A 17,949-nucleotide genomic window follows, 5' to 3' on the forward strand; every position below is an offset into this window, starting at 1 on the left:
TTGGAACGAAAAGTAAGCGCTCTTTTATCCTTTTTGTTATAATGGTATTGGTTTAAAGCGATACAAATTATTTTTAAATAATAAAAGGGGTTAGAGCATGGAAAAGTTTCAGGAGAGCATGTATAAGCTAATCGTGGAAACATCAACAAACTTGCCAAAGGATGTCCGCAGAGCCATTGCGGCAGCGAAAATTCGCGAAAATGCAGGCACCCGTGCAGCAATGTCGTTAGACACGATTACAAAAAACATTAAAATGGCCGACGATAACGTTTCACCGATCTGTCAGGATACGGGACTGCCGACCTTTAAAATTAAAGTACCAGTTAACGTGAACCAAATTGAAATGAAAAAGGCGATCAAAAAAGCGGTGGCTGAGGCAACAAGCGATACCAAGCTTCGTCCTAACTCTGTGGATTCGATCACTGGTGATAACAGCGGTGATAATCTTGGTGAGGGAACGCCTGTTATTAAGTTTGAACAATGGGAAAGCGATTATATTGATGTCCGTTTGATTCTTAAAGGCGGCGGATGCGAAAATAAAAATATTCAATACAGCCTGCCAGCTGAACTTGAAGGACTTGGCCGTGCGGGACGCGACCTTGATGGCATCCGAAAATGCATCATGCATTCCGTTTACCAGGCGCAAGGTCAAGGGTGCAGTGCCGGTTTCATCGGTGTAGGAATTGGTGGAGACCGTACAAGCGGTTACGAGCTTGCCAAGGAAATGCTGTTCCGCTCGGCAGATGATGTTAATCCAAACGAAAATCTTCGCAAGCTTGAAGAGTATGTAATGGAAAATGCCAACAAGCTTGGCATCGGAACCATGGGCTTTGGAGGGGAAACAACTCTTCTTGGCTGTAAAGTGGGCGTCATCAACCGAATTCCTGCCAGCTTCTTCGTTTCTGTAGCCTACAACTGCTGGGCATACCGTCGTTTAGGCGTTAAAATTGACCCGGTTACTGGCGAAATCCAGGAGTGGATGTATCAGGAAGGCGAAGATGTCGACTTCGATAAAATGAAGGAAGAAGCGGCTGCAGCACTTGAAGAAAAAACAGAAGTCCGTCAGGTGACCCTGGAAGCACCAATCACAGAAGAACAAATTCGCGAATTGCGAGTAGGGGACGTTGTAACTATCAACGGTATGATGCATACCGGACGTGACGCGATTCATAAATATTTAACCGATCATGATGCACCTGTTGATTTGAACGGACAAATCATCTACCATTGCGGCCCGGTAATGGCCAAGGATGAGGAAGGCAACTGGGTCGTTAAAGCTGCTGGTCCAACTACCTCGATCCGTGAAGAGCCGTATCAAGGCGATATTATGAAAAAATTTGGTATCCGTGCAGTCATCGGCAAGGGAGGAATGGGGAAAAAGACCCTTCAGGCGCTTGGCGAGCATGGCGGTGTTTATTTGAATGCCATTGGCGGAGCCGCGCAGTACTATGCGGAGTGCATGCAAAAAGTTGAAGGCGTTGATTTGATGCAATTTGGTATTCCAGAAGCCATGTGGCATATTAACGTTAAAGGATTTACCGCGGTTGTTACCATGGACTCCCACGGGAACAGCCTGCATCAGGACGTGGAAAGCTCCTCACTTGAAAAACTCGCGCAATTTAAAGAACCTGTTTTTAAATAAAACTCCTCAAAAAGACCGGCCAACTGCCGGTCTTTTTTTCATGGCAAAGACTTCCTCGTATGCTTTTAATCCATCCATAAACACTAAAGGTATGGATGAATTCAGAAAGGAAGGAGAGAAACGCCATGAAAAAATGGGGGATATCTGCACTGTTTATTGGTGCCATATTGCTGGTAACCACCCATACCGCTTATGCATTGCAGCCTTCTAATACCCGGCATGAGTGGTATTTTCAAAAGAAAGGGAATGAAGTGCAGCCGACGACGGATCAGCGCTATCTGCAGCTGATGGAAAAGTACGACGGTCTGTTTTTAGGCGATCCAAAGAGAAAAGACATTTATCTTACCTTTGATAATGGGTATGAAAATGGTTATACTGATGATGTTCTGAATACGTTAAAGGCGAAGAAGGTGCCTGCAGCGTTCTTTGTTACGGGACATTTTATCAACACTCATCCAGACTTGATCCTGCGTATGGCAAAGGAAGGCCATATTGTCGGAAATCATACGAACCACCATCCGGATATGACACAAATCACTGCAGGGCGCATGAAAGAGGAACTGGAATCGGTTAAGCAAAAATACCGCAAAATCACCGGAAGCGATGACATGCATTATCTTCGTCCTCCAAGAGGTGTGTTCAGCGAGCAGTCGATTGCTGTTTCCAAGCAACTGGGATACCGTCATGTATTTTGGTCGCTGGCGTTTGTTGACTGGGAAGTGAACCGGCAGCGCGGCTGGCAATATTCGTACAACAACATCATGAAACAGATTCATCCCGGCTGTATTCTGCTCTTACACACAGTTTCAAGGGATAATGCAGAGGCGCTGGGCAAAGCCATAGATGATTTGAGAAAGCGGGGCTATACGTTCAAAAGCCTTGATGACCTGAAAGTGGATAACCAGACCAATAAAGCTCCTGTCCAATAAAAAAGCCTTCTATAAGGCTTTCAGGCTGTCGAGAAACTCTCGACAGTCTATTTTTTTATCCATCAACTTTATTTATTCACCGCGTTAATTTGTTATAATATAACTAACAAATAAGGATCGGACGGTGTTTGTATGTATAAGCCTAAAAAGGATACTCAGAATGAAGCAGAGTTTGTTTTTATCGAAGATTTGGTTCCTGAAGACCACCTCTTGAGGAAGATTGATCGCTATATCGATTTTTCTTTTATCGGTGAGAAAGTTCGTCCTTATTATTCAGAATCTACAGGACGTCCTTCGGACCCTATTCTGCTTTTCAAGATGATGTTCATCGGCTATTTCTACGGCATTCGCTCAGAACGACAACTTGAACGAGAAGTCAAAACCAATATCGCTTATCGCTGGTTTCTTGGCTTAAAACTGAATGACCCTGTTCCAGATCATTCCACGATCAGTTGGAACCGGCGGACTCGTTTCAAAGATACCCACGTCTTTCAAGAGATCTTTGATGAGATCGTCCTTCAAGCCATGAATCATAAAATGGTGGGAGGAAGAGTCTTATTTTCCGATTCTACCCACCTTAAAGCGAATGCCAATAAACATAAATTCACAAGAGAAGAAGTGGAAGCAGAAACAAGAGGATACATTGAAGAATTAAATCAGGCGGTCGAGGAGGACAGAGAAAAGCACGGAAAAAAGCCCTTAAAAGAGAAAGAGGAGGTGAAAGAAAAGAAGCAAATTCGCAAAAGTACGACTGATCCCGATTGTGGTTTTATGTCGCGAGACCATAAACAAGAAATGTTCTGTTATTTAGATCATAGAACGACCGATATGAAATTCAATATTATCACCGATGCCTATGTCACCCCTGGGAACGTGCATGATTCTGTGCCTTACCTTTCTCGTTTAGACCGCCAAATCGAACGATTTCAATTAGGGGTAGAAGCTGTGGCTTTAGATTCAGGCTATCTCACCACTCCGATTTGTAAGGGACTTTATGACCGGACGATTTTCGGGGTGATCGCCCACCGCAGATACCACCCAACAAAAGGGCTGATGCCGAAATGGAAATTTACATACGATAAAGAACGGGAAGTATATGTTTGTCCCAATGGCCAGGAACTCGTCTACTGCACAACCACAAGGGAAGGATATCAGGAGTATAAATCGGATCCCAAGCTATGCGCAGAATGCCCACTATTAAATGAGTGCACGCGTTCAAAAAACAAACAAAAAGTCGTAACGCGCCATGTCTGGGAAGAACATAAAGAAAAAGTACGCGACAACAGACTGTCGGCTTCTGGAAAGATGCTTTATAAATTTAGAAAAGAAAAGGTGGAGCGAAGCTTCGCAGATTCGAAAGAGCTGCATGGGCTTCGCTATTGCAGGTTGAGGGGATTACAGAATGCGAGTGAGCAGGTGCTTCTCACAGCAGCCTGTCAGAATATGAAAAAGATCGCCACACACCTAGCCAAGCTTGGCTAGGTGTGTGAGGATCTTTTTCTTCAGAGAAATCACACAACAGGGCAGTAATTCTAAACAAATAAAAAAGCTTGTGGAGAAAAAACAGAGCTTTCTCCACAAGCTGAAAGCCTTCTATAAGGCTTTTTTCTCTGTTTCGGTGTTGTAGTTGGGAACAATCGGGAAACAATGCTATAATGGGACGTAAAAAAATTTTGAGAGAAGTGAATGGCTTTGCCAAAAGAAACAGCCAACCACAAACAAAAAACCATTTTAACCAAAGGACAGACCATCCCGCTCAACATTAAGCGTCTTGGCATTAATGGGGAGGGAGTCGGTTTTTTTAAACGTACAGTGGTCTTTGTACCGGGAGCGCTTCCCGGTGAGGAAATCATTGCGCAAATAGAGAAGGTTTATCCCAACCGTGCTGAAGCTGTGGTCAAGCGCATCAAGAAAAAATCTCGTGACCGGGTGGTGCCCCCATGTCCATTATATAATGAATGCGGAGGCTGCCAGCTGCAGCACCTAAGCTATGAAGGTCAATTGAAGGAAAAGCAGGATGTCGTTCGCCAGGCCTTTGAGCGGTATACAAAAATTAAACCGGAGAAACTGCCTCTCCGTCCGACTGTCGGAATGCAAAACCCTTGGGAGTATCGAAATAAAAGTCAGCTTCAGGTGGCCAAAGAGAAGGAGAAGGTTATTGCTGGCCTTTATGGCATTAACTCGCACCGGATCATTGATCTCGAGCAATGCATCGTTCAGCATCCGGAAACTGTGCGTGTAACCAACGCTGTTAAACGGATTCTGGAGGATCTGAATATTCCGGTTTATCATGAAAAAACACGAAAAGGGATCATCCGTACCATCGTGGTAAGAACCGGGTTTGAAACAGGTGAAACCCAGCTGGTTCTTGTGACCACCCAGGAAAAAATTCCGCGCAAAGAACTTTTGATCGCCGAAATCCAAAAACGGATTCCCGAGATCAAATCCATTGTGCAGAATGTGAATGACAAAAAAACTTCGATTATTTTCGGAGAAAAAACCATCCCGCTTGAGGGTCCTGAAACGATTGGGGAGAATCTCGGCAGTTTGTCGTTTGAGCTTTCAGCAAGAGCGTTCTTTCAGCTGAATCCGCAACAGACGGTAAAGCTGTATGATGAAGCCAAAAAAGCAGCGAAGCTCACCGGAAAAGAAAAAGTGGTGGACGCCTACTGCGGAACCGGGACGATTGGGCTCTGGCTGGCCCCGGATGCTGCTGAAATAAGAGGAATGGACGTCATTGAAGAATCCATCCTAAATGCAAAAGAGAATGCAAAACGGCATGAATTTACAAATACGCATTACGAAACCGGAAAAGCGGAAGTGATCCTTCCAAAGTGGCTGAAGGAAGGATGGAAACCGGACGTTATTGTGGTGGATCCACCCCGAACTGGATGCGACCAGGCTTTCCTGAACACTGTTGGAAAGATAAAGCCAAAACGGATGGTGTATGTGTCCTGTAATCCTTCTACACTGGCAAAAGATGTCCACATGTTAATAAGTCACGGATTCGTATTGGAAAATTTAACGCCTGTGGATATGTTTCCGCAAACGGCTCATGTTGAAGTTGTGTGCACGCTCGTACAAAAGAATGAAGGATGAACAAAGAGAGAGGGGAGCGGTTCCCTTCTCTCTTTTTAAAATTATTTACAGGTTAGTCGCATCCACCGCCATCACTTCCTCCGTCACTGCAGCTGTCACCGAAAGACCCGCTATCTGTCCCTGTATCGCTCCACCAGAACCCTGAAGCGGCGGCTGCCGCACTTTTGCCTTTTCTACCTTTTTTTCGTTTTTTCTTTGATCTTCTGGCTGCTGCTTTTGCCTTTCTTGCTTTTTCCGCCTTCATGCAGGAACCGAAGATCAGCCAGTAAATCCCATAGCCGGCAACACCAACAATCATGCCTTTCCAGGGATGAGGACTGGCTACTCCGAGAAAGGCAATCAGAATATATCCAAATAAATAGATCTTTCTGAAGGTTCTCATACGTGATTACATCCGTTTATGAAGCCTTTATTCACCGTTCGAATCATTTCCATGTTCACGTCCTTTGCTTGTCTAGTCTATAGTAGATTAAATGAAAAGTGTGGTACTAATCAATATTTTCAGACATATACACACAATCCACAGGGTTATCCACTGGTTGTGAATATTTAAAATAATGAAAAATTTATATAAACATCATAATACGTTTATTTAATTTACAAATCTTTAATAAGTATGCAAGTTATCCACGATATTAACAACCTGTGGATAAAGTTACCCACAGAAAAAGAAAAGCCCTCCCGATTAGGAAGGGCTTTTTTGTTCTTATTTATCAAGCTGGCGATGGTCTGCTTTTTCCGCGCGCTCTATTGCTTCACGGTCATCCGCATCGGCGACTTCAGAAGAATATTCTACATCTACACCTTCAGGCTGGTTTAGATCCGCTTCGGTCAAACCGTCCTTTTCATTTTCCAACCGGTTTCTTTCATTGTCCATGGGTATTCCTCCTTTAGCAGTATAGGTCATCATGGAGAGGTTAATGTTGTTTTTTTTCTGTATGTGGAACTACTTGATTTGTGAAGAGGTTTGGGATGTATACTCATTTTTTTCCCTGCCGTTAGCGGACTTAAACTCTTCTTTGTATAGCACTTCCTGCGTTTTGGTCAAAGCAGCATTGCGCTCCTCAGCCTGCTGTTTTTTACTTTTCATGCCTGTCTCCCCCTTTAAAAGAAATAAAAAAAGAAGATCACCCGGCAAGCAACAGAACTTACTGAGTCATCCCCTTTATAGTTTTTCCTTTAATGGCGCGAAATATTTAAGCCTCTTTCAGATGGTTGTCGTCAAACATCTCGTGTTGATGCTGGGTTCTCATCTGATGAAGCACATAGTTATCTTTTTCGATTTGATACAGGTTATACACATCTGCATAACGGTTAAGCTGCTGATAAATGTCGGGACGGGTTTCATTGGCCAGCGTCACATAAGGAATCTTTTCCGCCGCCTTTTGGGAGCGGGGATTCGATTTTCGAATCCGCATAAATACAGTATTAATGTTATGCTCATAAAACAATTCTGAAAAGAAATGTTCTTTCGCAGGCTTGTTATAGCCCTTTCCAAAGTACGGCTGTCCAATCCAGGTGCCTAAAAAACCACACCCGTCCTGTATGTCGTACAGGCTGATCGCTCCAATGGGGTTATACCACTCATCCAGTATGGTCCTGGAGATGGTTTCTCCGCGTTCTTCTTCCTCAATCGTCTGTTTGGTAAGGAACATAAATTCCTCGAGACATTCGGTTTTTTGCCGAACAAAAGGAAAAACTTCCGGGTGCGCCATTAAATTGAAAAGAACATGACAGTCGTTTAAATCACGCTTTTTTAACAATTTAATCCCTCCTGGAGGGCAGAAAAATCCCACCCTCGAATTAAGAATAAAAATTAATTCGGGGTGGGAATCGAACCCACTAGGACCAGAAAATCTGGTGGCGCACCAATTGCCTTCCCTATGGTTTTTGCTTATTCATTTATACTTGAATCATATGATATTTTACCGAAAAAGAAAATAGTTTTTTTGTTTATTTTTTATAAAAAAAACGCTTATTTTTGTAAAGAATTTTACCCTGAATCATGGTCATAACAGGGAGGGAGGAAAAATGGAACGGATGCTCCGACCACAGGCTGAGATCCCCGTCCTTTCCAGGTTCCAAACTTCCGATCCGCTGGTCCACTCCAAGGTTTTTTGCCGGGTTGATGGTGATTCCTCTAAGTGCATTTTCTTCGCTTAATCCTTCCCGTACGGAAAGAGCTGCGCACACATTCAAGTACTGGATGGGTGTATAGGGATGATCAGTGGTGATTGAAACCTCAATCCCGTGGTCAGCCAAAACTTTATAGGTTTCCCATGTTTTATTTTTCAGTTCGATTTTTGACCTTCTCGTGAGCGTGGGACCGACTGAAACCTGAAGTCCGCGGCCGGATAAATCGTTGGCTACCAAGTGACCTTCCGTGCAATGCTCGATTCTTAAATCGAGGTTGAATTCGTCAGCCAGTCTCACTGCAGACAGGATGTCATCTGCACGGTGAGCATGAATACGGACCGGGATTTCCCGTTCCAAAGCGGCCACAAGAGGGGAGATTCTTAAATCTTCCCTAAAAGTTGAAGCATTTGCGTGATAAAATGCTTCACGCAGCATTCCCATAATGCCCATCCGGGTAATGGAATTATTTTCTCTTCCGCTGTGAATCCTTTTTGGATTTTCCCCAAGGGCCACTTTCAGTCCTGCAAGTTCTTTCACGAGCATATCACGAATATCTGTGCCGGCTGTCTTAATGACCGATGTGGTTCCCCCGATGACATTGGCACTGCCCGGCATGATGTGGACGGCTGTGATTCCATGTTGAATGGCATCACGAAATCCGCTATCGAGAGGGTGGCATCCATCGATAGCACGAATATGGGGAGTGAGAACTTCATTGGTTTCATTGGCATCATTGCCTGCCCAGCCCGTTCCTTCGTCGTAAAGCCCTAAATGGGTATGAACATCAATCAGCCCCGGCAAAAGGTGGAAGCCAACCGCTTCGATGACTTCCATATCTGAAGAAGGCTCAATGGATGGAGCAAGATGGAGAATCTTCCCGTCCTGGATGAGAATATCTCCTCTTTTCATGACTGATGATGTTATAGGATAAACCTTGGCGCCTTTAATCAGTGTTTTCAACTGCATCACCTATTTTTCTTTTTTTTTATATATATTGCTGATTACTTAAGCAAATTCTCCAGCGCCTCTTGAGCCCGTGGATAATGGTAGGTAAATCCTTTTTTTACCGCCTTTTCCGGGTAGGCGTGCTGTCCTTCCAGGACCAGTACACTCATCTCTCCAAGCAGGCTTTTTATGGCGAAGGAGGGAGCAGGAAGCCAGTGGGGCCGTCCCAGTGTTTCTCCGAGCTCTTTGCCAAAATCACTGTTCTGTACGGGATAAGGTGCCGTCACATTAACGGGTCCTTCAATGCCTGGCTGCAGGCAAAACTCAATAAGCCTGGCCGCATCCTCAAGATGAATCCATGATACCCACTGTCTGCCTGAACCGATTCTTCCGCCGGCAAAAAATTTATAGGGCAAAGCCATTTGGGAGAGAGCACCGCCTTTTTCACTAAGAATAACGCCAAACCGCGCAAAAACGGTGCGAATTCCCAGTTCATTGGCATGACTTGCTTTTTGCTCCCAGAGCCGGGCCACTTCCGAGAGAAAATTTTCGTTTTTCGGTGTGGAGCGTTCAGTGAAATGCTCTTGTTCCGATGTTCCGTAATAACCGACAGCGGAGGCATTGACCAGCACGGACGGTTTTTCGGGGAGCTCAGACAGGATACGCAATACTTCATCCGTGGCCTTCATTCGGCTGTCCATAATTTTTTTCTTTTTCTCATCGGTCCATTTTCCGTTGATGCTTTCACCGGCCAGGTTAATAAAGGCATCGATGCCTTGAAGCTCATGTTCCGGTGTACTCTCATTACCCAGCCATGGCACATACCTGAGCTTCGGATGATCGGATTTCTTGTCAGAACGCGTCAGTATGTACACTTCATGGTTCTTCGACAGCAAAAGCTTGGTGATGGCCGAACCGATCAGTCCGGTACCGCCTGTGATTGCAATTTTCATAAAAAACCTCCTGTATGGTAATTTTCCGTAAAATTTATTTAAAAATTAAGAATATTTGTTATAATTGCACTGTAATTATATCAATGTTTTGAGGGGGAGCCTAATGGAAACACAGCCGAGCACGATTAGAAAGAAAAGTTATCCGGTCGCAAAGATCTTGATCTGGATTGCTGTTGCCCTTGCTGGAGGCATTAGCTTATCTGTTATTGCCCTGCAGAGGGACGAACACATTAATGCCATCTGGTTCGTGGTGGCATCGCTCGCTACATACGCAGTTGCTTATCGCTTTTATTCCCGTTTTATCTCCAATAAAATCTTCGGATTGGACAAGAGGCGTGCGACGCCGGCTGAAAGGTACACGGACGGTAAGGATTATGTGCCAACCAATAAATGGGTCCTTTACGGTCATCATTTTGCTGCGATTGCTGGTGCGGGTCCACTGGTGGGGCCCACCCTGGCTGCTCAGATGGGATATCTTCCAGGAACGATCTGGATTGTCGCGGGTGCTGTCCTTGCGGGCTGTGTCCAGGATTTCGTCGTCTTGATTATTTCCATGAGGCGAAAAGGTAAATCAATCGGGGAGATAGCAAGAGAAGAGATCGGTCCTGTCGGAGGATACCTTGCACTCGTTGGTGTATTTGCCATCATGATCATTTTGATTGCTGTTTTGGGGCTTGTCGTTGTAAACGCTTTAAAAGCGAGCCCATGGGGAATGTATACCATTGCGATGACGATTCCGATCGCCTTGTTCATGGGAATCTACATGAAATTTTTGCGGCCGGGAAGGGTGGGGGAAGCTTCAATCATCGGGTTTGCTCTGTTGATTTTTGCACTTGTAAGCGGTCAATGGGTGGCAGATTCTGCTACACTGGCCCCGATGTTTACATTCGAAGGAAAAACGATCGCTATTATGATGATTGTTTACGGATTCCTGGCTTCCGTGCTTCCCGTCTGGCTTTTGCTCGCTCCGCGTGATTACTTGAGCACATTTTTGAAGGTTGGGGTCATCGGTTTGCTGGCTGTCGGCATATTCATTGTTATGCCTGAAATCAAAATGCCTGCGCTGACCAAGTTCGTGGACGGAACGGGTCCGGTATTCTCGGGGAATCTGTTTCCATTTTTGTTCATCACCATTGCCTGTGGAGCAGTCTCGGGATTCCACTCCTTGATTTCTTCCGGTACAACGCCAAAGCTGATTGCCAATGAGAAACATGCCAACATGATTGGATATGGCGGAATGCTGACTGAATCCTTTGTAGCGGTAATGGCTCTTGTTGCAGCTACCCTTTTATCGCCAGGCGTGTATTTTGCAATCAACTCGCCGGGAGCGGCAATCGGCACAGATGTAAGCGCTGCTGCATCGACGATCTCCTCCTGGGGATTCTCGGTCAGTGCGGATGAAATCAATTCGCTTGCCCAGCAGGTGGATGAAGAGAGCATTCTTTCACGGACAGGAGGTGCTCCGTCATTAGCCGTCGGAATGGCACACATTTTTTCAAAAATTGTCGGTGGACCTCAGCTTATGGCGTTTTGGTACCATTTCGCCATCCTCTTTGAGGCAGTCTTCATATTAACGACGATTGATGCAGGAACGAGGGTCGGGCGTTTTATGCTTCAGGATTTACTCGGCAACATTTGGAAGCCGATCGGAAAAACGGATTGGATGCCTGCCGTTTATATTACAAGTGCCATTGTAGTTGCCGGATGGGGTTATTTCCTTGTCGTAGGGGTCACTGACCCGCTGGGCGGCATCAACACGCTCTGGCCGCTCTTTGGCATAACAAATCAGATGCTGGCAGCCATTGCTCTGATTGTGGCGACAACAGTCATCATCAAGATGGGCAAAACCAAATATTGCTGGGTCACGCTGGCACCGCTTGCCTGGCTCATGATTGTGACGTTTACGGCCGGCTGGCAAAAAATCTTTTCTCAGCTTCCGAACATTGGCTTCCTGAAGCAGGCGGAAGTGACAAAGCAGGCGTTAACTGCAGGAAAGCTGCCACCGACCATACCGACTGAGGAAGCAGCCAAACAGATTATCTTTAACAACCAGTTAAATGCGGTGCTTACCGGCATCTTTATGCTTCTTATTCTCGGTGTTCTGATTGATGCCCTGAGGATTTGGGGAAAAGTGTGGTTTAAGAAAGAAGAACTGCCGACAAGTGAGGATCCGTTTAAACAGACGAAAATCAGCGAGGTGTCCTGATGAGAACTTTTATTCAAAAAATCAGGCAGGGGGCCGGAGTTATCCGCAAGATCGGGAAGGGAGTATCCAATCTTCCAGATTATGAGTCCTACGTCGCTCATATAAAAATACATCATCCCGAGGTGGCCCCGCCTACAGAGGCTGAATTTTTCAATGATTTTTTGGACAAAAAATACGGAGCATCCGCCAGGAGATGCTGTTAAAAAACGAGAGTCCGCATAAGGTTATGCGGGCTCTTTTTCTGGTCTGATATGTTAATATAAAAGTATTAGCGGGGTGAGAAATATGACAGTCATTACAAAGATCACAACTCAAAAAAAGAATGCGGACCGTTTCAATATCTACATCGACCAGGGCAAAGGAGAAGAGTATGGCTTCAGTGTTGATACTGATATTTTGATTAAATACAAATTGAAAAAAGGAATGAAAATTGATACAGAGGAGCTAAGAGACCTCCTCTATGAAGATGAAATCAAAAAAGGATTTAACACCTCTCTTCAATATCTGTCATTTCGAATGAGGTCTGTGAAGGAAGTCCGGGACTACCTGAAAAAGAAGGAGTACGAGGATAATGCCATCGAAGAGGTGATCAAGCGGCTGCTGGAGTACCGATATCTTGATGATGCCGAGTTTGCCCTGATGTTTGTACGGACAAGGAAGAATACCACATCAAAAGGGGTGGGGGTCATAAAAAGAGAGCTGTCACAAAAAGGCATTCCCGAACCTGTTATTGAAAAAGCATTAAAGGAATTTCCGCTTGAAGAGCAAGTTGAGACGGCTGCTTCTTTCGCTCAGAAAAAGGCAAACCAAAATAAAGGCGTGTCCAGTAATGAAAGGAGAAATAAAATATCCCAGCAGCTCCTGCAAAAAGGATACTCCTGGGATGTGATTGAAGAAGCTCTGCGAAATATTGACCTGCAAAGCTCAAGGGATGAAGAAAGGGACGCTTTGTTAAAGCAGGCCAACAAGGCCCACAAGCGCTATAAAAAGTTTTCCGGGCTGCAATACCGCAACAAAATGAAGCAGCATCTATATGGGAAAGGATTTCCTGTCGATATGATCGATGAAGTGCTTAATTCTGATTTTACCGATCAATAAAGATTTCTGCTTTTCCGGTGTCTTCAGCTGCAATTTGCACAGCCACCTGCTCAGGTGTTTTAAACCGCGATTTGTCCTTCACATGGTCGCTGTCCTCCCAAAACGGCGTATCCATTCCTCCCATGTAAACCGCTGTTACGCTGATGCCGGTTCCCTCCAGTTCTTTTACCAGACTTTCCGTAAATCCTCTCACGGCAAATTTGCTGGCGCAATAGACGGATTCATTTACTTTGCCCCGAAGTCCTGCGGTGGAAATGATGTTCATGATTTGGCCTTCTGCTTTTTCCTTTAAATAAGGCAAAGCCGTCATCGTAGTGAATAGTGGGCCTTTTACATTGATATCCAGCAAAAGGTTCACTTCCTCCTCTGTAAACTTTTCCAGCGGCCCAAAGATCCCCGAGCCGGCATTATTGATCAGCATATGTATGTCCTCTTGCTGAAAAAGCTGTCCAAATACGTGTTTTACTTCCTCCATGGATGTTACATCACACGCATAACAATCGGCGTGCTGCCCTCTTTGCAACAGCACATCTTTCACCATCGTCAATTTCATTAAGGTGCGCCCGATAAGGATTACTTTATACTTTTTTGCATATTCTTCCGCGAGCGCCGCTCCAAGTCCTGAGCCGCCTCCGGTAATGATCACTGATTTCATGGGATCATCCTTTCAATACGTTTGGATTCTTATACAATGTTTATTATACTAAAAGCAGAAGAATGGAGGCTCATCATGGAAAAAAGATATAGTGAAATGAACAAGACAGAACTTCAGAACGAAATTGCTGACCTTCATGCAAAAGCGCAAAAGGCGGAACAAATGGGAATGGTCAGCGAATTTGCCGTGTATGAGCGGAAAATTATGATGGCAAAATCATATATGATGGATCCGGCCTTGTTTGATCCCGGAAAAACATACGGCGTAGAGGGAGATCCCGGATCTTCCTTTAAAATATTGTATATGAATGGGATTTTTGCCTGGGGTTACCGAGACGAATCTCAGGAATTGGAAGCTTTCCCGATCGCCATGCTGCAGCAGCCCGGCCAATAATTGAAAAAAGAAGCGGAAAGGGCCGCTTCTTTTTCCGGCACTACTAACGCTTGCGTGTTTGGATGTAAGCCGCTTGGCATCGCTGATTGTTTCAGCAACATCCATAACCGCAAGAGCTATTGATCATCCCGGTGTCGATTGGATTGAAACATTCGTTCCTCTGGATGGTCACGAATGGATCCGTCTGGCCGCTTGGAAGAGAATTCTTCTTTGGCTCTCGGCTCACCTGAGAAGGAGATCCGATTAGGAAAGTTTTTTGATTTGTTTCGCATGTTTAGCCCTCCTTTAAATCGGTTCCCATCTAGTATGGTTTGAATAAAAACCTTTAATGTGAACAGAAAACGGCAAAATAATGGATAAGGAGGAAGAAAAAATGGAGGATAGATTTGACCGCCTTGCCCGTGTGCTCATGTCCAAAAATGAACATCTCACCTATGACGATGCCAGAAGCTGGATCGAAGGATTGTGGGAAGATTTTGAATCATCCCGTGCGCGTGCGGGATACAAATATGGGGGTAAAAATAAAACAGAAGAAATGGTTGTGCAATGGATCAACAGCTTTGGTCCCAAGCTCCATGAATACGAAACATCCAATCCCAAATTTAAACACTTGAAAAAAAAGAAGTGATGAAGGAGTTTCCTTCATCACTCGTTTTTTAATACACCCGGTGTAAAATCCAGTTTTTTTCGCAATCTGTCCTCGCTGTATACCCAGCCGGTATAAGACGTTATGATATTTAATTCTTCATCCAGCTGGACAATGGCGACAAAGGGATAATGCCCTTTGCTTCTGTAGCGAAGGTCGATAAAACGGACTTCATGTCCATGGCTGTTCTTTTCCACCTCCCACCGGTAAACCGGTGAAAAGGAAAGGAACGCCGAAAGGTTTTTGTCTTTCTTGGCGGCATGAATAACGTCTGTATCGGGCACTTCTACACGGTCAAAGGTGTCGAGCACCCTGAAACGGCCTTGTTTCATGTTGCCTACAAAGAATTGATGTTTTGTTTTAATGGCCAGATGGTACTGTCCCCATTTGATGGTGGGGGATGCGATGACTTCAATGGTTTCCGGTATGTGATGCCGGACCACCTGGGCAATCCGGTGACGGTTCCAGATCCTGAGCAAATAATAACCAGCCAGGATAATATAGGTTACTGCAAACGTCCTTCCTGGATCAAAGCCTCCGTACCATAATGCCAATCCGAGCAAATGAAGGATGAAAATGAATGGGTCAAAAATGCTGATGACACCCAGAGCGACCCACTTCTTTGAAAAAGGATAGAGAGCCTGTGTGCCGTAAGCATTAAATATATCGACAAAAACATGGAGAAACACTGCCAGGGACGTCCAAAGCCATAAATGCAGACCATTGGCTTCGGGCCTCAGTCCATAAATAATTAATGACAGTACAGCCGGCCAAATAAACAGGGCAGGTACGGAGTGGGTGATTCCCCGATGGTTGCGGATGTAAACGGCATTGTTTCTTAATTTTAAAATGGTGTCAAAATCGGGTGCTTGTGAACCGATCAGTGTACCCAGAATAACAGCATGGGCAGTTATGGAATCGGAAGAGACGGCCGGATCAAGCATTGCCAGCCCGCCAAGCCCGAGCCCCATTACGACATGGGTTCCAGTATCCAATTTACACACCTCCTAACGTGTTTAGTGGGTGAATGGAGGATCTTACCTTGAATGATAAACTAACGGTTTTTATTGAATATAAAGTAAACACCGATCAGGTCGGTCAATACGAAAAGTATATGAAAAAAGTGCTTGATGCATTAAAGAAAGATGGTGTGTCGACGCCTGTCTGGATGAAAGCCATCGACCAGGATTTTCTGTATGTTGAATGTTTTGATGTCAGTGATCCACAAGCTTACAACTCCATTAAAGAAAAGCGACTGTCCACAGAGCATACCGTTTATGGAGCGCTGGAGCAAATGATTTCCGGCGGCCTGTCAAAGCTCCATTGCTGGGCATTTGAAAAGAAAGGTGAATAAGCATTTTGAATTCTTATACTGACGATTTTTCGATTTTAAATTTTCAGCGAGACCTGGTGGACTGGTACAAAATGAACCAGCGTGATCTGCCATGGAGAGCAGATCAGGATCCCTATAAAGTATGGGTCTCGGAAATCATGCTTCAACAAACCCGTGTGGACACGGTTATTCCCTACTTCAATCGGTTCCTTGGCCTTTTCCCAACGCTCGAAGCGCTTGCCGAAGCAGATGAAGAGAAGGTGTTGAAGGCATGGGAGGGTTTAGGTTATTATTCCCGTGTTCGCAATTTGCAAACCGCAGTAAAAGAGGTTGCCGAGCAATATGGAGGAAGAGTCCCCGATACACCGGAGGATATATCCAAGCTGAAAGGTGTCGGGCCCTATACCGCAGGAGCGATACTGAGCATTGCCTATGGCGTCCCGGAACCCGCGGTGGATGGCAATGTGATGCGTGTACTGTCACGGATTCTGCTCATTGAAGAAGATATTGGAAAGGCGAAATCGCGGACTTTATTTGAAAAGGCGGTTCGCGAGCTTATTTCAAAGGAAGATCCTTCCTCATTCAATCAGGCACTGATGGAGCTTGGAGCCCTGATCTGCACACCAAAATCTCCGGCTTGCCTGATTTGCCCGGTTCATGAGCACTGCCGTGCCTTTGAACAGGGAAGGCAGCGGGAACTTCCTGTAAAGGAGAAAAAAACAAAAGTTCGTCATGTGGATATAGCTGCTCTTATTTTGCGGAGAGAAGATGGGAAATATCTCATTCACAAACGGCCCAAGGAAGGCCTGCTCGCTAATTTGTGGGAATTTCCGAATGTTCCGGTCAAAAAAAGAGGGCAAAGTGAAATTGAAGATCTTAAAGTTTTTCTGGAAGCCGAATGGGGAATATCAGCAGAAATCGGAGACCATATCAGTAACCTTGACCACGTATTTTCCCATCTGAAGTGGGATATTCAATTATTCGAAGGGCGATGCATCTATGAAATTGGAGACAAGGATGAGCTCAAGTGGGTAACCTTTGAGGAAATGGAAGCTTATCCTTTCCCGGTCTCACATCAAAAAATCATAAAATTGGCGAAAGAGGTGGCAGCCTTATGAATTTAGGTCTTGATCAGAAAAAAGTATTAATCACCGGAGGTTCCAAGGGCATTGGAAAGGGCATTGCCAAGCTGTTCCTGGAAGAAGGAGCATTTGTCGGCATTTGCGGACGACAGGAGGAGACGCTGACAGAAGCGAAGGAAGAATTGGGCCAAGCTCTTTTTACCATGCAGGGGGATGTGAAGTCACCTGAAGACCGGGAACGCATTCTTCAGGAATTCATCTCGCATTTTGGCGGCATCGATATCCTTGTTAATAATGCGGGAGGAAGCAATGGATCGGCTGTAATGGAAACCACAATGGACCAATTTGAAGAATCGGTGCATTTGAATTATTTGTCCGCGGTTGGGATGAGCAAGCTGGCAGCGGAAAAAATGGTAAAGCAGGAAAAGGGCACAATTCTTAACCTTTCTTCCATCTTCGGCCGAGAGTCGGGTGGAAAGCCAACCTACAATGCCAGCAAAGCAGCCCTCATCTCGTTTACAAAGTCCTTTGCAGATGAAATGATATCCCAGGGCGTGAGGGTTGCGGGAATTGCGCCTGGTTCTGTATTGCATCCGACGGGTAACTGGCAGCGCCGGCTGAAAGAAACTCCGGAGAAAATCAACCAGTATATTCAGCAAAACATTCCAGCCCAGCGATTTGGAACGGTAGAGGAAATTGCCAACACGGTTGTATTTTTGGCATCTGACCGGGCTTCTTGGGTGGTTGGTGCCACGTTGAACGTTGACGGCGGGCAATCGTACAGTAATTTTTAAACGAAAGGTGATCCTGAAGTTCAGGATCACCTTTTGTG

Annotated in this window: 21 protein-coding genes; 12 read left to right on the plus strand and 9 right to left on the minus strand. The window is 45.2% G+C overall.

The genetic code is table 11. The annotated features are described in order from the left end of the window. Positions 1-97 precede the first annotated feature (97 nt). The 4 genes from QNH15_RS04150 to rlmD all read left to right on the plus strand — a co-directional run bounded on the left by QNH15_RS04150 (position 98) and on the right by rlmD (position 5,670). Positions 98-1,642, plus strand: coding sequence for a fumarate hydratase (locus QNH15_RS04150; RefSeq protein ID WP_283892808.1), 1,545 nt, complete (start codon positions 98-100; stop codon positions 1,640-1,642). A gap of 125 nt (positions 1,643-1,767) precedes the next feature. Further along, entirely contained in the window at positions 1,768-2,571 is an 804-nt protein-coding gene (pdaA, locus tag QNH15_RS04155) for a delta-lactam-biosynthetic de-N-acetylase (protein ID WP_283892810.1), read from the plus strand. Between the two features lie 132 nt (positions 2,572-2,703). Beyond that, a complete protein-coding gene (locus QNH15_RS04160) occupies positions 2,704-4,053 on the plus strand; it encodes an IS1182 family transposase (RefSeq protein WP_283889030.1) in 1,350 nt (449 codons plus the stop codon). A gap of 204 nt (positions 4,054-4,257) precedes the next feature. Beyond that, complete coding sequence (rlmD, locus tag QNH15_RS04165) at positions 4,258-5,670, plus strand: 23S rRNA (uracil(1939)-C(5))-methyltransferase RlmD (RefSeq protein ID WP_283892811.1); 1,413 nt, start codon at positions 4,258-4,260, stop codon at positions 5,668-5,670. A 52-nt stretch (positions 5,671-5,722) separates the two neighbouring features. Here the strand turns inward: rlmD and QNH15_RS04170 are convergent, their stop codons facing one another. From QNH15_RS04170 to QNH15_RS04195, 6 genes are all read right to left on the minus strand, one after another. Beyond that, positions 5,723-6,052, minus strand: coding sequence for a hypothetical protein (locus QNH15_RS04170; protein ID WP_283892813.1), 330 nt, complete (start codon positions 6,050-6,052; stop codon positions 5,723-5,725). A 324-nt stretch (positions 6,053-6,376) separates the two neighbouring features. After that, entirely contained in the window at positions 6,377-6,547 is a 171-nt protein-coding gene (locus tag QNH15_RS04175; protein ID WP_283892815.1) for a YfhD family protein, read from the minus strand. A gap of 69 nt (positions 6,548-6,616) precedes the next feature. Then, positions 6,617-6,760, minus strand: a complete 144-nt coding sequence (locus QNH15_RS04180) for a YfhE family protein (protein WP_283892817.1) — start codon at positions 6,758-6,760, stop codon at positions 6,617-6,619. Positions 6,761-6,866: 106 nt separating this feature from the next. After that, the gene (locus QNH15_RS04185; RefSeq protein ID WP_283892819.1) at positions 6,867-7,433 is read right to left on the minus strand and encodes a GNAT family N-acetyltransferase; all 567 of its coding nucleotides are present in this window, start codon (positions 7,431-7,433) and stop codon (positions 6,867-6,869) included. 190 nt (positions 7,434-7,623) lie between these two features. Next, positions 7,624-8,766 (minus strand): amidohydrolase, encoded by a 1,143-nt coding sequence (locus QNH15_RS04190; protein ID WP_283892821.1) that lies wholly within the window; start codon positions 8,764-8,766, stop codon positions 7,624-7,626. A 41-nt stretch (positions 8,767-8,807) separates the two neighbouring features. Continuing rightward, positions 8,808-9,704, minus strand: a complete 897-nt coding sequence (locus QNH15_RS04195) for a TIGR01777 family oxidoreductase (RefSeq protein WP_283892823.1) — start codon at positions 9,702-9,704, stop codon at positions 8,808-8,810. A gap of 103 nt (positions 9,705-9,807) precedes the next feature. Here QNH15_RS04195 and QNH15_RS04200 point away from each other — a divergent pair, with 103 nt between their 5' ends. The 3 genes from QNH15_RS04200 (at position 9,808) to recX (ending at position 13,008) form a co-directional block, all read left to right on the plus strand. Beyond that, positions 9,808-11,910, plus strand: a complete 2,103-nt coding sequence (locus tag QNH15_RS04200) for a carbon starvation CstA family protein (RefSeq protein ID WP_283892825.1) — start codon at positions 9,808-9,810, stop codon at positions 11,908-11,910. After that, positions 11,910-12,113 (plus strand): YbdD/YjiX family protein, encoded by a 204-nt coding sequence (locus QNH15_RS04205; protein ID WP_061974297.1) that lies wholly within the window; start codon positions 11,910-11,912, stop codon positions 12,111-12,113. The genes QNH15_RS04200 and QNH15_RS04205 overlap by 1 nt, the downstream gene beginning before the upstream one ends. 82 nt (positions 12,114-12,195) lie before the next feature. After that, positions 12,196-13,008, plus strand: coding sequence for a recombination regulator RecX (gene recX, locus QNH15_RS04210; RefSeq protein ID WP_283892826.1), 813 nt, complete (start codon positions 12,196-12,198; stop codon positions 13,006-13,008). On the opposite strand, the gene QNH15_RS04215 is transcribed toward recX, so the two are convergent. Beyond that, positions 12,995-13,663, minus strand: coding sequence for an SDR family NAD(P)-dependent oxidoreductase (locus tag QNH15_RS04215; RefSeq protein WP_283892827.1), 669 nt, complete (start codon positions 13,661-13,663; stop codon positions 12,995-12,997). The two genes, recX and QNH15_RS04215, sit on opposite strands and share 14 nt — an antisense overlap. 75 nt (positions 13,664-13,738) lie before the next feature. Here QNH15_RS04215 and QNH15_RS04220 point away from each other — a divergent pair, with 75 nt between their 5' ends. Then, on the plus strand, positions 13,739-14,056 hold the full coding sequence (locus QNH15_RS04220) for a YfhH family protein (RefSeq protein WP_283892829.1): 318 nt from the start codon (positions 13,739-13,741) through the stop codon (positions 14,054-14,056). A gap of 116 nt (positions 14,057-14,172) precedes the next feature. Here the strand turns inward: QNH15_RS04220 and sspK are convergent, their stop codons facing one another. After that, the gene (gene sspK, locus QNH15_RS04225) at positions 14,173-14,328 is read right to left on the minus strand and encodes a small, acid-soluble spore protein K (protein ID WP_061974290.1); all 156 of its coding nucleotides are present in this window, start codon (positions 14,326-14,328) and stop codon (positions 14,173-14,175) included. Between the two features lie 101 nt (positions 14,329-14,429). Between sspK and QNH15_RS04230 the strand changes: the two genes are divergently transcribed. Next, positions 14,430-14,684 (plus strand): YfhJ family protein, encoded by a 255-nt coding sequence (locus QNH15_RS04230; RefSeq protein WP_283892832.1) that lies wholly within the window; start codon positions 14,430-14,432, stop codon positions 14,682-14,684. A 17-nt stretch (positions 14,685-14,701) separates the two neighbouring features. On the opposite strand, the gene QNH15_RS04235 is transcribed toward QNH15_RS04230, so the two are convergent. Further along, the gene (locus QNH15_RS04235; RefSeq protein ID WP_283892833.1) at positions 14,702-15,697 is read right to left on the minus strand and encodes a metal-dependent hydrolase; all 996 of its coding nucleotides are present in this window, start codon (positions 15,695-15,697) and stop codon (positions 14,702-14,704) included. Positions 15,698-15,744: 47 nt separating this feature from the next. Here QNH15_RS04235 and QNH15_RS04240 point away from each other — a divergent pair, with 47 nt between their 5' ends. Genes QNH15_RS04240 through QNH15_RS04250 form a run of 3 tightly spaced genes read left to right on the plus strand, consistent with a single transcriptional unit; the run spans position 15,745 to position 17,911 of the window. Further along, positions 15,745-16,056, plus strand: coding sequence for a hypothetical protein (locus QNH15_RS04240; protein WP_283892834.1), 312 nt, complete (start codon positions 15,745-15,747; stop codon positions 16,054-16,056). Between the two features lie 5 nt (positions 16,057-16,061). Further along, entirely contained in the window at positions 16,062-17,153 is a 1,092-nt protein-coding gene (gene mutY, locus QNH15_RS04245) for an A/G-specific adenine glycosylase (RefSeq protein ID WP_283892835.1), read from the plus strand. Beyond that, the gene (locus tag QNH15_RS04250) at positions 17,150-17,911 is read left to right on the plus strand and encodes an SDR family NAD(P)-dependent oxidoreductase (RefSeq protein WP_283892836.1); all 762 of its coding nucleotides are present in this window, start codon (positions 17,150-17,152) and stop codon (positions 17,909-17,911) included. The genes mutY and QNH15_RS04250 overlap by 4 nt, the downstream gene beginning before the upstream one ends. Positions 17,912-17,949: the final 38 nt, after the last annotated feature.

Origin of the sequence: Fictibacillus enclensis (genome assembly GCF_030123385.1) — a bacterium.
Classification (GTDB): domain Bacteria; phylum Bacillota; class Bacilli; order Bacillales; family Fictibacillaceae; genus Fictibacillus_C; species Fictibacillus_C enclensis.